Annotated in this window: 17 protein-coding genes and 2 riboswitches; of the genes, 8 read left to right on the top strand and 9 right to left on the bottom strand. The window is 67.1% G+C overall.

The window, feature by feature from the left end; genetic code table 11:
* Positions 1 to 8 precede the first annotated feature (8 nt).
* Positions 9 to 1,130: a glycine cleavage system aminomethyltransferase GcvT gene (gcvT, locus tag AC1ROX_RS25880; protein ID WP_493130677.1), complete on the bottom strand. Its 1,122-nt coding sequence runs from the start codon at positions 1,128 to 1,130 to the stop codon at positions 9 to 11.
* A 79-nt stretch (positions 1,131 to 1,209) separates the two neighbouring features.
* A riboswitch (glycine riboswitch) is annotated at positions 1,210 to 1,312 on the bottom strand.
* A 3-nt stretch (positions 1,313 to 1,315) separates the two neighbouring features.
* Positions 1,316 to 1,406, bottom strand: a riboswitch (glycine riboswitch).
* A 314-nt stretch (positions 1,407 to 1,720) separates the two neighbouring features.
* Here gcvT and AC1ROX_RS25875 point away from each other — a divergent pair.
* Both AC1ROX_RS25875 and AC1ROX_RS25870 read left to right on the top strand, forming a co-directional pair.
* Positions 1,721 to 2,296 (top strand): TetR/AcrR family transcriptional regulator, encoded by a 576-nt coding sequence (locus tag AC1ROX_RS25875; protein WP_493130675.1) that lies wholly within the window; start codon positions 1,721 to 1,723, stop codon positions 2,294 to 2,296.
* Positions 2,297 to 2,327: 31 nt separating this feature from the next.
* A complete protein-coding gene (locus tag AC1ROX_RS25870) occupies positions 2,328 to 2,663 on the top strand; it encodes a nucleotidyltransferase domain-containing protein (RefSeq protein ID WP_493130673.1) in 336 nt (111 codons plus the stop codon).
* 122 nt (positions 2,664 to 2,785) lie between these two features.
* Here AC1ROX_RS25870 and AC1ROX_RS25865 read toward each other — a convergent pair whose 3' ends face one another.
* The gene (locus AC1ROX_RS25865) at positions 2,786 to 3,988 is read right to left on the bottom strand and encodes an acyl-CoA dehydrogenase family protein (protein WP_493130671.1); all 1,203 of its coding nucleotides are present in this window, start codon (positions 3,986 to 3,988) and stop codon (positions 2,786 to 2,788) included.
* Positions 3,989 to 4,075: 87 nt separating this feature from the next.
* Between AC1ROX_RS25865 and AC1ROX_RS25860 the strand changes: the two genes are divergently transcribed.
* Entirely contained in the window at positions 4,076 to 4,984 is a 909-nt protein-coding gene (locus tag AC1ROX_RS25860; RefSeq protein ID WP_493130668.1) for a LysR family transcriptional regulator, read from the top strand.
* Positions 4,985 to 4,989: 5 nt separating this feature from the next.
* Here the strand turns inward: AC1ROX_RS25860 and AC1ROX_RS25855 are convergent, their stop codons facing one another.
* Complete coding sequence (locus AC1ROX_RS25855; RefSeq protein WP_493130666.1) at positions 4,990 to 5,862, bottom strand: sigma-70 family RNA polymerase sigma factor; 873 nt, start codon at positions 5,860 to 5,862, stop codon at positions 4,990 to 4,992.
* 78 nt (positions 5,863 to 5,940) lie between these two features.
* On the opposite strand from AC1ROX_RS25855, the gene AC1ROX_RS25850 reads away from it, so the two are divergent.
* A complete protein-coding gene (locus AC1ROX_RS25850; protein ID WP_493130664.1) occupies positions 5,941 to 6,396 on the top strand; it encodes a carboxymuconolactone decarboxylase family protein in 456 nt (151 codons plus the stop codon).
* A 9-nt stretch (positions 6,397 to 6,405) separates the two neighbouring features.
* On the opposite strand, the gene AC1ROX_RS25845 is transcribed toward AC1ROX_RS25850, so the two are convergent.
* From AC1ROX_RS25845 to AC1ROX_RS25830, 4 genes are all read right to left on the bottom strand, one after another.
* Positions 6,406 to 6,747, bottom strand: coding sequence for a gamma-glutamylcyclotransferase family protein (locus AC1ROX_RS25845; RefSeq protein ID WP_493130662.1), 342 nt, complete (start codon positions 6,745 to 6,747; stop codon positions 6,406 to 6,408).
* A gap of 104 nt (positions 6,748 to 6,851) precedes the next feature.
* Positions 6,852 to 8,204 (bottom strand): (Fe-S)-binding protein, encoded by a 1,353-nt coding sequence (locus AC1ROX_RS25840; protein ID WP_493130660.1) that lies wholly within the window; start codon positions 8,202 to 8,204, stop codon positions 6,852 to 6,854.
* Complete coding sequence (locus AC1ROX_RS25835) at positions 8,204 to 8,743, bottom strand: hypothetical protein (RefSeq protein ID WP_493130658.1); 540 nt, start codon at positions 8,741 to 8,743, stop codon at positions 8,204 to 8,206. The genes AC1ROX_RS25840 and AC1ROX_RS25835 overlap by 1 nt, the downstream gene beginning before the upstream one ends.
* On the bottom strand, positions 8,740 to 8,982 hold the full coding sequence (locus AC1ROX_RS25830) for a CDGSH iron-sulfur domain-containing protein (protein WP_493130655.1): 243 nt from the start codon (positions 8,980 to 8,982) through the stop codon (positions 8,740 to 8,742). Before AC1ROX_RS25830 ends, AC1ROX_RS25835 begins: the two co-directional genes overlap by 4 nt.
* Positions 8,983 to 9,103: 121 nt before the next feature.
* Between AC1ROX_RS25830 and ispH the strand changes: the two genes are divergently transcribed.
* Genes ispH through rnhA form a run of 3 tightly spaced genes read left to right on the top strand, consistent with a single transcriptional unit; the run spans position 9,104 to position 11,449 of the window.
* Complete coding sequence (gene ispH / locus AC1ROX_RS25825; protein WP_493130653.1) at positions 9,104 to 10,054, top strand: 4-hydroxy-3-methylbut-2-enyl diphosphate reductase; 951 nt, start codon at positions 9,104 to 9,106, stop codon at positions 10,052 to 10,054.
* 1 nt (position 10,055) lies between these two features.
* Positions 10,056 to 11,006: a homoserine kinase gene (locus AC1ROX_RS25820; protein ID WP_493130651.1), complete on the top strand. Its 951-nt coding sequence runs from the start codon at positions 10,056 to 10,058 to the stop codon at positions 11,004 to 11,006.
* The gene (gene rnhA, locus AC1ROX_RS25815) at positions 11,003 to 11,449 is read left to right on the top strand and encodes a ribonuclease HI (RefSeq protein ID WP_493130649.1); all 447 of its coding nucleotides are present in this window, start codon (positions 11,003 to 11,005) and stop codon (positions 11,447 to 11,449) included. Before AC1ROX_RS25820 ends, rnhA begins: the two co-directional genes overlap by 4 nt.
* Positions 11,450 to 11,455: 6 nt before the next feature.
* Here rnhA and AC1ROX_RS25810 read toward each other — a convergent pair whose 3' ends face one another.
* The gene (locus AC1ROX_RS25810; protein ID WP_493130647.1) at positions 11,456 to 12,106 is read right to left on the bottom strand and encodes a hypothetical protein; all 651 of its coding nucleotides are present in this window, start codon (positions 12,104 to 12,106) and stop codon (positions 11,456 to 11,458) included.
* 34 nt (positions 12,107 to 12,140) lie between these two features.
* Entirely contained in the window at positions 12,141 to 13,010 is an 870-nt protein-coding gene (locus AC1ROX_RS25805) for a tetratricopeptide repeat protein (RefSeq protein WP_493130645.1), read from the bottom strand.
* A gap of 36 nt (positions 13,011 to 13,046) precedes the next feature.
* On the opposite strand from AC1ROX_RS25805, the gene AC1ROX_RS25800 reads away from it, so the two are divergent.
* Positions 13,047 to 13,910 (top strand): SDR family oxidoreductase, encoded by an 864-nt coding sequence (locus tag AC1ROX_RS25800; protein ID WP_493130643.1) that lies wholly within the window; start codon positions 13,047 to 13,049, stop codon positions 13,908 to 13,910.
* Positions 13,911 to 13,917 lie beyond the last annotated feature (7 nt).

Genomic DNA, 13,917 nt, shown 5'->3' with positions numbered 1-13,917 from the left:
TTGATCTCCTATCCGCGGTAGTAGGTGTGTTTGACGAAAGGCATCGGCACGATCTCGGCCGGCACGGGCTTGCCGCGCACCATGAGATCGACCTTGGTTCCGTTGGCTGACTGGCTGCGCTCGACGTAGCCCATGGCGACGGCGCGCCCCAGGGTCGGCGAGAAGCCGCCCGAGGTGACGATGCCGACGGTCTTGCCGTCGATCACGATCTCCGCGCCCTCGCGCGCGATCGCCTTACCTTCGGGCAGCAGGCCGACCCGCTTGCGCGCCGAGCCCTCGGCGATCTGTTTCTGGACGGTCGCGGCACCTGGGAAGCCACCCTGCACGCGCCGCTCCTTGCCGACGCTCCACAGCAGCACCGCTTCGACCGGCGTGGTGGTCGTGTCGATGTCGTGGCCGTAGAGGCAGAGACCGGCTTCGAGCCGCAGCGAATCGCGGGCGCCCAGTCCGATCGGCTTCACCTCGGGATGGCTGAGCAGCTTGCGCGCGATGGCGTCGGTCTGCTCGGCCGGCGTCGAGATCTCGTAGCCGTCGCCGCCCGTGTAGCCCGAGCGCGTGACGTAGCAGCGCGCGCCGTCGATGACGACATAGGCGCCGGTCATGAACTTCATGGTCGCGACCTGCGGCGCCAGCCGCGACAGGACCGCGGAAGCCTGCGGCCCCTGCAGCGCCAGCAGCCCCCGCGAAAACATCGGCTCGACCTCGCAGGTGGCCGAGAGATGCTTCTGCATGTGCGCGAGGTCTTCGTCCTTGCAGGCGGCGTTGATGACCACCAGCAGATGGTCGCCCGTGCTGGTCACCATCAGATCGTCGAGAATGCCGCCGGCATCGTTGGTGAACTGGGTGTAGCGCTGCTGGCCCGGCTGCAGGCCCGCGATGTCGCCCGGCACCAGGGTCTCGAGCGCCTTGGCGGCGTTATGCCCGGACTTCGCGGTGAGGCGGACCTGGCCCATGTGCGAGACGTCGAACAGGCCGCAGGCGGTACGGGTGTGATTGTGCTCGACCAGGATGCCGGTCGGATACTGGACCGGCATTTCGTAGCCGGCGAACGGTACCAGGCGCGCGCCCAGCTCGCGGTGAAGATCGTAAAGCGGCGTGCGCTTCAGGGGGCCGGCGGGTGTTTCGGTCAAAAGAGTCTCCGTCGAAGTCGCGTTACACGCGACCGGAGTCGCGCTTTCACGACGCACGAAATGCGCCGTTCGCGACCCCCTCTGTCCGGAGACCTGAAAGATTCGCCGGGAGCCTCTCCAAGAGGGCCGGCTTACTTCGTCGGTGGGCACGCGCCGAATGGGGCGCTTGCCACTTTCCAGAGACCCATCCTCCTGCGGTCCGTTTGCCTGAGAGTTTCCGGGGCCGGTTGCTCCTTCGGCGCCATCCTCGCGGATGGGCTCTCCCACAGGGATCGTCTGGGTAGGCGGACCATAGGCAGGGCCTCCATCGGCGTCCACGCACAAAGCCAACCGGGCCACCCGAATCATGAGGAAAAGCACAATGCCACTTGAAATTGAGTGATCACTCACTTAATTTGTGAGCGCCTACTCACTAAGGAGGTTGGCATGTTCATCCGCCGGTCTTTCGACGAATTCCTCAAGCTCCAGAGCGACGCTACTCAAGCACCCGTAGCAACCCATGACTGGGTCATCGATTGGCGCTGGCTCTGCGACACCGAAGACAACGCCTCCGCTTTTCCGAGTGAGCGCTCCCTCATAGACTGCGGCGCATGGGCAAAGCCGAAGAGACAAAAGCCCGCGTAGAGCGCGCGGCCCTTACCCTGTTCGTGGCACGCGGCGTCGCCGAGACCACGACCCGGGAGATCGCCATGGCGGCGTCGATCGCCGAGGGCACCATCTACCGCTACTTCCCCAGCAAGGAGCAGCTCGCCCTCGACATCTTCCTCGGCCACCACCGCGCGCTGGCCGAGGCACTGGCCGAGGCCCACCAGCCGGTCGCGGGCCTGCGCGACAAGATCGACGCCATCGTCCGCTGCTACTGCGACTGGGCGGACAGGGACTGGTCCCTGTTCGCCTACCACCTGCTCACCCAGCACCTCTTCCTGGCGATGGTCCCCAATGGCACGCCCAACCCGGTCGATGTCGTGCGCGAGGTCATCGCCGAAGCCATGGTCGCGGGCGAGATCCCGGCCCGCGACCCAGACCTGGCCGCCGCCTCGGCCATCGGCACCGTGATGCAACCCGCGACCTACAAGGTCTACGGCCGCTTCGAAGGACCGCTCAGCGCCCACACGGCGTTCTTCGCCGATGCCGCGTGGGCGGTTCTGGCGGCTCCGGAGCGATAGTGACCGATCGCCCATGGTGTATGATGCATCCATGAGCGTCAGACAGACTGATGTCCTCGATCGAATGGTCGCCCGCGTCGTGAACGCGATGGCGCCTGAAGCAATTTATCTCTTCGGCAGCCGCGCTCGCGGCGACGCGAACGTCGACAGTGATTACGATTTCCTGGTCATTGTTTCGGACGATGTACCTGAAGGATCGCGATCCCTGTCCGTGACCGGCGAAATTCCTCGCGACCCGGCTGTCTCCCTCGACATCGTTCCCTGTCGCCGAAGCGTGTTCGAACGGCGGCGCAACGACATTGGCACCCTGAGCTATCTCGCGACGCACGAGGGGCGTCTTGTTTACAGCGAAGGCCATCGCACGTAACGCAAAGGTCCCTCACTACGTTCGGGATGACAGCGTTTTCTTCGGCGAGGCACTGCGCCAGTTCCAACAATGTTGTCATCCCGACGTAGTGAGGGACCCTTCCCTTCTTCGAGCCGCGCCCTTCAATTGTACCGCGCCAGCTCCAGCTTGCCGATCTGGTTGCGGTGCACCTCGTCCGGGCCGTCGAAGATGCGCATCGAACGGGCCGAGGCGTAGGTGTAGGCGAGGCCGAAATCGTCCGAGACGCCGGCGCCGCCGAAGGCCTGGATCGCCATGTCGGTGACCCTGGTCAGCATGGTGGGCACCGCGACCTTGATCATGGCGATCTCCGGACGGGCGACCTTGTTGCCGACCGTGTCCATCATCCAGGCGGCCTTGAGCACGAGGAGCCGCGCCTGCTCGATCATGATGCGGGCCTCGGCGATGCGCTCCAGGGTCACCGTCTGCTCGGCGATCGGCCGGCCGAAGGCCACGCGCGACTTCACGCGCCTGCACATCTTCTCGAGCGTGCGCTCGGCGGCGCCGATGGCGCGCATGCAGTGATGGATGCGGCCGGGACCGAGGCGGCCCTGGGCGATCTCGAAGCCGCGCCCCTCGCCCAGCAGCATGTTCTCGACGGGCACGCGGACATTCTCGAACAGCACCTCGCCATGACCGTGCGGGGCGTCGTCGTAGCCGAACATCGGCAGGCTGCGCAGCACCGTGATGCCCGGCGTGTCGCGCGGCACGAGGATCATGGATTGCTGGCGGTAGCGATCGGGGCTCCGCGCATCCGTCTTGCCCATGAAGATCAGGATCCTGCAGTGCGGGTTCGGCGCTCCGGTGGTCCACCATTTGCGGCCGTTCAGGACATAGTGGTCGCCGTCGCGCACGATCGAGCTTTCGATGTTGGTCGCGTCGGACGAGGCGACCGCCGGCTCGGTCATGGCGAAGGCCGAGCGGATGGTGCCGGCGAGCAGCGGCTCCAGCCACTGCTTCTTCTGCGCCTCGGTGCCGTAGAGGGCGAGCGTCTCCATATTGCCGGTGTCGGGCGCCGAGCAGTTGAACGCCTCGGGGGCGATCTTGGACCGACCCATGATCTCGCACAGCGGCGCATATTCGAGGTTGCTGAGGCCCGCGCCATGGTCGCCGGGCAGGAACAGGTTCCACAGTCCGGCGGCGCGCGCCTTCGCCTTCAGCTCCTCCATCAGCGCGCTGGGCTGCCAGCGGTCGCCGCTCGCCACTTCGCGCTCGTAGCGCTCCTCGTTGGGATAGATGTGCGCGTCCATGAAGGCGCCGACCTGTTCCTGCAGCGCCTTGACCTTGTCGGAATGAACGAACTCCATGACGGGTCTCCTGCAGTTGGGTTGACCCGACGCTAGGCGCGCCCCGACAATGAGGGAAATGGTGGTTTGTCATGGATATCCATTCATATGGCTCATGAACGGCGCGCCGACCTCGAACTCCTGCGGGTGCTCGACGCGATCCTCTCGGAAGGCGGCGTCACGCGCGCTGCCGAGCGGCTGAACCTCAGCCAGTCGGCGATCAGCCATTCGCTGGCCCGCCTGCGCCAGATGTTCGGCGACCCGCTCCTCGTCCGCGAAGGCCGCAAGCTGGTGCCGACGCCGCTCGCCCGCGAGCTGGTGGCGCCGCTGCGCCAGGGGCTGGACGCGCTGGACCGGCTGGTCGCCGGCGCCGGCCGCTTCGATCCCGCGACGTCGGACGCGCAGTTCACCATCAGCCTGCGCGATCCCACCGAGACGCTGATGCTGCCGGCCATCATGGGCCGCATCGCCCGCGCCGGCCGCGGCATCGCCCTGCGCACGGTGCAGGTCCGCCGCCGCAAGGTCGAAAGCGCGCTCGCCGACGGCACGGTGAGCCTCGCCATCGACATCGCCTTGCCGCTGGCCGACAGCGTGCGCCGCCAGAAGATCAGCGCCGACCGGCCGGCGGTCGTGATGCGGCGCGGCCATCCCGCGCTGCGCAAGGGGCTGACGCTCGACCGCTATCTCGAGCAGGACCATGTGATGGTGACGTCGCGCCGGCAGGGGCCGGGCCTGGAAGACGTCGAGCTGTCCAAGCGCGGCCTCAGTCGCCGCATCCGGCTGCGCTGCCGCAACTATCTCGCTGCGCTGCGCGTCGTTGCCACGAGCGATCTCGTGGTCACCATGGCCGAACGCTACGTCCCGCTCCTCTCGGGAGGCCTCCGGACCGAGGCGGTGGCGTTTCCCTTCCGGGTGCCGACGCTCGACCTCTATCTCTACTGGCACGCCTCGGCCGATGGCGATGCCGCGAACCGCTGGCTGCGCGGCCTGGTGATCGACGCCTTCCGGAAAGGCTGAGCCGGTCAGCGCAGGCCGGTGCCCAGGTCGAGGGCGCGCAGACGGTCCGGATCGGCCACCACGTCGATCGCCACGATGTGGCCGTCCTCGATCGTCGGCACGAGAACCAGCAGCAGGCGTCCCTTGGGCGCGACGACGATGCCCGCGACGCCATCGACCAGCGCGGCACGGGCGAGCACGGCCTTGCCCTTGAAGAACTGCGCCACTGAAGACGCGCCACGCAGTTCGGACGCATTGCCGAGGCCGACCGCCGTCGCATCGGCGCGCACCACGACCTCGGGATCGAGCAGGGCGAGGAGTCCCTCGAAATCACCGTCGCGCGAGGCTGCGAGGAAAGCGTCGACGACGCTGCGCTGGCGAACGAGTTCGGCCTCGGGAATCGCGGGCGCGCCCTGGACCCGGCGGCGGGCCCGGCTCGCGAGCTGGCGGGCCGCCTCCGGCGTGCGCCCGACGACCGAGGCGATCTGGTCGAAGGAGATGTCGAACATGTCGTGCAGCACGAAGGCCACCCTTTCGGCCGGCGTCAGCGCCTGCAGCACCACCAGCATCGCCAGGCCGACCGAGTCCGCCAGCTGCGCCTCCAACTCGGGCTCGAAGCCGCCCGCCGCCTCCCCGGCGGGCGCCGGTGACTCGTCGAATGCCTCCTCGCGGCGGATTTTGCGCGCGCGCAGCATGTCGAGGCAGATGCGCGCGGTGACCGTGGTCAGCCAGCCGCCGAGATTGTCGATCCCCGTGGTGTCGTTGAGGCTCAACCGCAGCCACGCTTCCTGCACCGCATCCTCGGCCTCGGCCGACGAGCCCAGCATCCGGTAGGCCACGCGCTGCAGATGGGCGCGATTGGCCTCGAAACGCTCGGCGAGAAATTTCTGCTCGTCCATCGTCACATTCTCCCATCGCCATCCGTCAACGCAATGACGGCCCGCTGGCGGCCGGTGTGACACCCAGGAGAAGAAATCGTGCAACCCCGTATGAAGAACCCCGCCCTCGTCCTGCCCGAGGCGATGAAGACCCTGCTGGCGCTCGGGGCGATCGCCCACAAGGCCGGCCTGCCCCAGACCACGATTTACATGGTCCATCTGCGGGCCAGCCAGATCAACGGCTGCAGCCTCTGCGTCGCCATGCATTCGCGCGAACTGAAGAAGGCCGGCGAGAGCGACGACCGGATCTATGCCGTCGCCGCCTGGCGCGAAGCGCCATGGTTCACCGACGCCGAGCGCGCGGCCCTGGCCCTCACCGAAGCGACGACCCGTCTCGCCGACAAGGAAGATGCGGTCCCCGATCACGTCTGGGAAGAAGCGCGGAAGCACTATGACGAGACCGCGATCTCCGGCCTGCTGCTCGCGATCGCCGCCATCAACGTGTGGAACCGGCTGAACGCCGCGACCCGTCAGGTCGCCGGTTCGTTCGGCTAAGCCTGTCCCTCAGGCAGCGACGTAAACGAAGGCTTCGAGGCCGGACTTCAGGCGCACCGCGACGCGCTTGTAGTCCGAGACCTCGTAGGTGTCGGCGGCGGCCAGCTCGGCCGCCGTGATCTTCAACACGACGCCCGGCACTTCGTCGCCGGCACGGCCGGACGGCTGCGCGATCAGATGGTGTGTCTTGCCACTGGTCTTCACGACCTCGGCGTCCCGGATCTCCAGCAGCGACGTCGCATAGCCTGGCAAGGCATCGACGCGCCCTTCGAGGAGCCGGCCGAAGGTCGCGACCTGCACGTCTTCCTGCTGCAGCGTGCCGTAGGAGAAGAGCCAGACGTCGGCCGTCATTGCGGTTCCTTCAATGGAGCGCGCAACTCCAGTTGCGCTCATACCTCATCGACCGCCAAAGTTTGAGCGCCACTGGAGTGGCGCGCTCCTTTGAGCCACTTGGGCTACTTTGTGGCCTCGCGGGCCAGTGCGGTGAAGGCTTCGACGAAGGCCTCGCGGGGGCCGCCGACGCCGGTTTCGTTGAAGATGTCGGCGGTGAGCGACTTCACGGCGTTTTCGTCGATGCGCACGCCGTTGTTCTCGAGGAAGCCGCGCGCGGCCGTCACGGCCTCGTCCATCGCGCCGCCCTGCCTGTAGAGCTGGTAGTAATCGGGATGGCCGCCGCGGCCCAGCGCCTCGGCCAGCACGTCGGTGAAGTTCACGACCTTCAGCGACGGATAGATCGCCTGGGCGCCGGCCAGCGCGCGGTGGCAGGAATGGTACATGGTGACGATCGTGTCGGCACCGGCCGCGACCGCGCCCATCACCAGGTCGCGATGGATCGCCTGTTCGCGTTCCTTGAACTTCGCGGCCTGGCCGCCACAGGCATAGGAGAAGCCGGAATCCTGCGGCAGCTCGATCAGCTCGAGATTGGGCACGGCGCGCAACAGGTTGCGGATACTCTCGACCGTGGCGCCGATGCCCTGATGCTCGTGGATCACGACGCGGCGCTTCGGTTGGTCCGCCTTGAAGCGCGCCTTCAGCGCATCGAGATTGGCTGCGAGGAACTCGCTGACATGGCCGAGGTCGAACGACGGTTCCTCGACGTCCTTCTCCAGCTCGTCGAAATTCTTGGTGCAGGTCGGGCACCAGGTCAGGACCTTGGAGGCGCCGGACTGGCCGAAGCGCTGGAAGGTGCGATGGCCCATCCGCTCGTAGGTCGGGAGATCGGCTTCCTGGAACTGGTAGACGCCGCAGCAATGGCCGGTACCACCGACCACGTCGAAGTCGAGTTCCAGCGCGTCGAGGATGTCCATCACGTTCAGCACGATGTGCGGCGTGCGCAGCACGTTGCAGCCCGTATAGAACAGCACGTCGGCGGTGCGCCGCTCGGCCGGCATCAGGATCTTCTTCAGCGTCTCGGACGGAAGCTGCATGCTGGCCAGCAACCGCACCGCCTGCGCCATGTGGCGGAAGCGGTTGGCGGCGTTGGCCGCGCCTTCCTGCACCGGCCGAACCGCCTGCAGCGACTTCATCTTGGCGATGGTCACCCACTGGCGGACGTTGATGTCCTCGGGACAGGCGGCCGTGCATTGCGCACTGCCGTCACAGGCGCTCAGCCACTTGTCGAGCACCGGCGCCGCCGCCCCGCCGTCGCGTGTCAGCGAGACGAGTTCGCCGACCCGCTGCACGGCCTCGCCCCTATCGAGCCCGCTCTCGCGTGCCGTCGGACAGGCCTCGAAGCACTTGCCGCAGGTCGTGCAACGATCGGCCGCCTCGGCGGCCAACGCTTCCAGCCTGTCGGCATAGGCGCTCATCAGCGTGAGCCCGCCCGCCGGTTGTAGTCGAGCTCTTCCATCGACGGCTTGAGGCCGACGGCGATGCGGTAGCCGCCCAACTGGGAAACCTGGCTGAACGGCAGGGTGAGCGTCAGCTCCTCCTGCGACTGGCCGCGCGGGTTGGCGCTCGACAGTTTGAAATCGGCGGTGAAGTCCTGGCCCTGGACGACCTGGCCGGAACTGCCGAGCACGCGCACGAAGTACGGCACCCGCGTCTGGCCGGCGATGACCGACGGACCGGCGTTGACCGAGACGCGCATGATCAGGTTCACGTCCATCTGGTTGCGCCGCAGCGTGCAGGTCGTGCCTGCGCCGACCAGGAGCGCTTCATATTCGACATCGCGCGGGTCGCGGCCCGGCCCATCCTTGAAATGGGTCAGCCGGCCCGCATCCTGGACCGTGAACGGCGCCGGACAATAGGCGGTCGCCGTCTCCTGGGAGTCGCTGCCACCGCCGCAAGCGGAAAGAAGAAGCGCCAGCGCGACCGGCGCGGCGCGGAAATACATATTGAGGGTCATGCCAGATTCTTGTGTGAGCCGTCGCAAAGCGGTTTCTTCGAGGAATGTTTACAGGCGCAGAGCCAGTAATCGCCGGCCTTCTCGACCGAGTACTTCATCGGGGCGAGACCAGTGCCCTTGTGGCTGCCGTCGCAAAAGGGCTGGGACTTGCTCAGGCCGCAGGCGCACCACCAGTAGTCCTTGCCCGCCTCCAGCGCCACTTTCGAAGGCGCCTTGGCCGCGACAACCGGCTCGGTCATGTTGCTTTCCCCGTTGCGGCGGCTTTGTTACGGTGCCGCGCCAAATCCGTACTGCACGGACTCTAGGCAATGGTCCGCAGGCCCGCAAGCGAACGGGTCGGCATCGCGTCGAACGAATTTCATGATTGCCCCGAAGAAGCCGCTCACGATCCTGCTCGCCAGCCCGCGCGGTTTCTGCGCCGGCGTCGACCGTGCCATCCAGATCGTCGAGCGCGCCCTGGAGCGCTACGGCCGGCCGGTCTATGTCCGCCACGAGATCGTGCATAATCGCTTCGTGGTCGAGAATCTCGAGGCGCAGGGCGCGATCTTCGTCGACGAGCTCGACGAGGTGCCGGACGACCGGCCCGTCGTCTTTTCCGCGCATGGCGTGCCGAAATCCGTGCCGGCCGAGGCCGCCCGCCGCAACCTGCTCTATGTCGACGCGACCTGCCCGCTGGTCTCCAAGGTCCATCGCGAGGCCGAGCGTCACGCCCAGTCGGGCCGCACCGTCGTGCTGATCGGCCATGCCGGCCATCCCGAGGTGATCGGCACGATGGGCCAGCTGCCGCCGGGCAAGGTGGTGCTGGTCGAGGATGCCGCGCAGGCGGAGACTCTCGAAGTCGCCGATCCGGACAACCTCGCCTATGCGACCCAGACGACCCTGTCGGTCGACGACACGACCGGCATCGTCGCCGCCCTGCGCCGCCGGTTCCCGTCGATCCAGGGACCGAAGATGGAAGACATCTGCTACGCCACGACCAACCGCCAGGCCGCGGTCAAGGCGATCGCCGAGCGCTGCGATGCGATGGTGGTGATCGGCGCGCCAAACTCCTCGAACTCGATGCGGCTGGTCGAGGTCGCCGCCAACTACGGCTGCGCGAAGTCGCGCCTGGTCCAGCGCGCCGTCGACATGGACTGGGAGTGGCTAGGCGACGCGGGTCGCCTCGGCATCACGGCCGGCGCCTCGGCGCCCGAGCTGCTGGTCGACGAGCTGATCGAGGCCTGCCGCACGCGCTACGACGTCACCGTCGAGGAAGTGCGCACCACCGAGGAAAGCGTCGTCTTCAAGCTGCCGCGCGCGCTGGTGGCCTGACGTGGCGGTCTACACGGAAGTCGGCGACACCGAGCTCGAATCCTTTCTCGCCGAATACGACATCGGCCAGGCCGATTCCTTCAAGGGGATCGCCGAGGGCGTCGAGAATTCCAACTTTCTCCTGACCACGACGAAGGGCCAGTACATCGTCACGCTCTACGAGAAGCGTGTCGATCCGGGCGACCTGCCCTTCTTCCTCGGCCTGATGGACCATCTCGCCGCGCGCGGCATCACCTGCCCGCAGCCCATCCACGGCCGCGACGGCAATGCGCTGCGCACGCTGGCGGGCAAGCCGGCGGCGATCACCAGCTTCCTGCACGGCATGTGGCCGCGCCGCACGACGGTCGCGCATTGCGCGCCGGTCGGCGAGGCGATGGCCGGCATGCACCTCGCCGGCCAGGATTTCGCGTTGAAGCGACCCAACGCCCTGTCAGTTTCAGGATGGCGTCCGCTCTGGGAAGGCTCGCGCCGCCACATCGATGCGGCGCTCGACCGCGAGCTGGGCGCCGAGATCGAGTTCTTCGAGGCGAACTGGCCGCGCGACCTGCCGGCCGGCGTGATCCATGCCGACCTGTTCAACGACAATGTCTTCTTCCTGCAGGACAGGCTCTCGGGCGTGATCGACTTCTACTTCGCCTGCAACGACCTGCTGGCCTACGACGTCGCGATCTGCCTCAACGCCTGGTGCTTCGAGATCGACAATTCCTTCAACGCCACCAAGGCGCGCAACCTGCTGCAGGGCTACGAGCGCGTTCGCAAGCTTGGCGACGACGAGAAACAGGCGCTGCCGCTGCTGGCGCGCGGCTCGGCGCTGCGCTTCCTGTTGACCCGGCTCTACGACTGGGTGCACACGCCACCCGATGCGTTGGTCAAGCGCAAGGACCCGCAGGAATATCTCGCCAAGCTGCGCTTCCATCGTGGCGCCACGTCGCTTGCGGATTACGGTCTATGAGCGAGTCTCCGAAAGTCGAGATCTTCACCGACGGCGCGTGCAGTGGGAATCCCGGCCCGGGCGGCTGGGGCACGATCCTGCGCATGGGCGAGAAGGAACGCGAACTCTCCGGCGGCGACCGCGTGACGACCAACAACCGTATGGAGCTGATGGCGGCGATCCAGGGCCTGGAGGCGCTGAAGCGGCCCTGCCATGTCCGCCTCTTCACCGACAGCACCTACGTGAAAGACGGCGTCACCAAGTGGATCCACGGCTGGAAGAAGAACGGCTGGAAGACATCCGACAAGAAGCCCGTGAAGAACGTCGAGCTATGGCAGCGCCTCGACGCCGCGCGCGCCGCCCATCAGGTCGAATGGCACTGGGTGAAAGGCCATAGCGGCCACCCCGAGAACGAGCGCGCCGACGCGCTCGCGCGCGCAGCGATTGCGTCGCTCAGATCGTAGAAGCGATCAGCTCCGCTTCGGCTGTGCCGGAACGGGCTTCTTCTCGGCCGGCTTTTCCATCACGAGATCGAAGCCCTCGCGCGTGCCGTCGCAGGGATTGTCGCCCTCGGCCAGACGCCACACCTGCGACTTGCCGGACCGGCGGAAGTTGAGCAGGCCCGCCACCTTGCAGGGCATGCCCTTCTCGACCTTGGCGACGCGGAACGCCACCTCGCCACGGATCTGCACCACGTTCGCGCCGATGCGCTCGACGACGCCGTCGATGGAAGTCCAGTCGCCCTCGGTGCCGGGCGCGATGCTGTCGAGGCGGCCCTTCACCACCCAGACATTGCCCTGCTTGGTCACCGTCAGCTCGCCGGGCTTGGCGCCCTTGATCTTGGCGTAGCGGCCCCAGGCGATCTTGCGGGCTTCAGCGAAAAGCTGCGCCTCGGCGTCGGAATCGATGATGGTGCGTTCGACCGCGTGCGGCGCGGTCGGCAAGGGCGAGGACAGGTTCGACGTCGCAGCGCCCTTTTCGATGACCGGTGCCCGGTCCGGCGGCGGCGCCGGATAGTAGGAGGAAGGCGGTTGTGTCTGGGCCGCCGGCGCCTGCGCGAAAGCCGGCGCGGCCAGGGCCACGATGCCGATGAGGGTGATCGACGAGAGGGTTTTATTCATTTGCAGACATTTTACCTGAGCGACTATCGCGAGGCTATCGCTTCCCGCCGGCTGCCGGCGGTTGAGCCGAAGGAGCAGCGGGAGCGGCAGGTGCAGCGGGCGCCCCGCCGGCGAGCCCCGCCTCGGCGCGACGGGCCGCGGGCGAGCCGATCGGGACCGACTTCAGCACCCGGTTGAAGTCGGCGTTGGCGGCGTCGCGTGAGCCGCGGGCGAGATTGATGAGACCCCGTTCGAGCAGCGCGTCGGAATTGTCGGGGGCGATCGACAAAGCGCGATTGACGTCAACCAGGGCGCGGCCGGGATCGCGGGCATTGCGCCAGGCCGCGGCACGCAGCACCAGCACCTCGACATCGTCCTGCCGCAGGCGGATGGCCTGGTCGAAGTCGGAGATGGCACGCGGCCAGGATTGCATGGCGGCGTAGGACAGGCCGCGATCGACCCAGAGGTCGGGATCGTTGGTCTTGAGCTCCAGCGCCTTGCTCTGCGCAGCAGCGGCCTTTTCGGCGCCGCCGGTCTCCATCCAGGCCTGTCCGGCCTGGGCCCACAGTTCGGCGCGCAGGCCCGGCCGGTCCTGGCCCATGTCGCGGGCGATGGCCTCGAACTGGGCGGCGGCCTGGGCGTATTTGCCCGACTGGAACATGGCGACGGCAACGCAGTGGCGGGCGCCCAAGCCACCACCTTCGGCGATCCATTTCTCGGCCGCCGGCAGCGCCTTCAGCGGTTCCATCCGCGCAAGCTGCATGCACTCACTGTAGCGGCGGACATGATCCGGGCGCGTTTCCAGCGCGGGCGGTCCAGGCAGGGATTGCTTGGGAGCCGGAATGACGGGAATGGGCTGCGCGAGGGCCGGCGACACGGCGAGAAGGCCGAGCAGCGGCCACAGCCTCTTGGGATGAAACAACATGGTTGAAAAGAACCGTGCCGCGGCGTTCCTGACAAGATGACAAGACGACTTTTCATCTTCGGCCTGGGCTTCAGCGGCCTTGAAATCGCCAAGCTTGCGAGGGCGCAGGGCTGGGATGTGGCCGGCACTTGCACCACCGAAGAGAAAGCACGCGACCTGCACGAAGAAGGCATCGAGGCCCACCGGTTCGATGGCTCGGCTACGCTCTCCCCGGAAGCGTTCGGTGATGCGACGTACGTCATCTGCACGATCGCACCGGGTGCCGACGGCGATCCGGCACTGCGCACCTGCCGCGCACGGCTCGGTCGAGTGCGTTGGCTGGGCTACCTCTCCACCACAGGAGTCTATGGTAGCCACGACGGCGGCTGGGTCGACGAAACGACGCCCACTCTTCCGACGCTGCCGCGCAGTCAGCAGCGGCTCGCCGCCGAACAGGACTGGCGCGACCTCGCATCGGAAACGGGCGCATCGCTGCACATCCTGCGACTGCCCGGCATCTACGGTCCCGGCCGCAGCACGCTCGACCGCGTGAGAGCCGGCACGGCACAGCGCATCGACAAGCCTGGTCAGTTCTTCTCGCGCATCCATGTCGAGGATCTCGCCGCCAGCGCCCTGAAGGCAACGACCCGCGAGAGCGGAAGGGAAATCTGGAACGTCGCCGACGATCTCCCCGCGCCGAACGCCGACGTCATCGCCTATGCCTGCGAACTGCTGGGACGCCCGGTGCCGCCGGCCATTCCCTGGGACGAAGCCGCGCCCACGATGTCGGCGATGGCCCGCTCCTTCTATGCAGAGAGCCGCCGCGTGAAGAACGAAAAGCTGAAACGCGAGCTGGGTATCGTGCTGCGCTATCCGACCTATCGAGAAGGGCTGAAGGCGATTGCCGCGGCGGAATTTTAGCACGGTG

This window comes from Reyranella sp. GW821-FHT14A01, from assembly GCF_058803965.1.
This window is presented reverse-complemented; position numbering and strand designations above follow the sequence as displayed.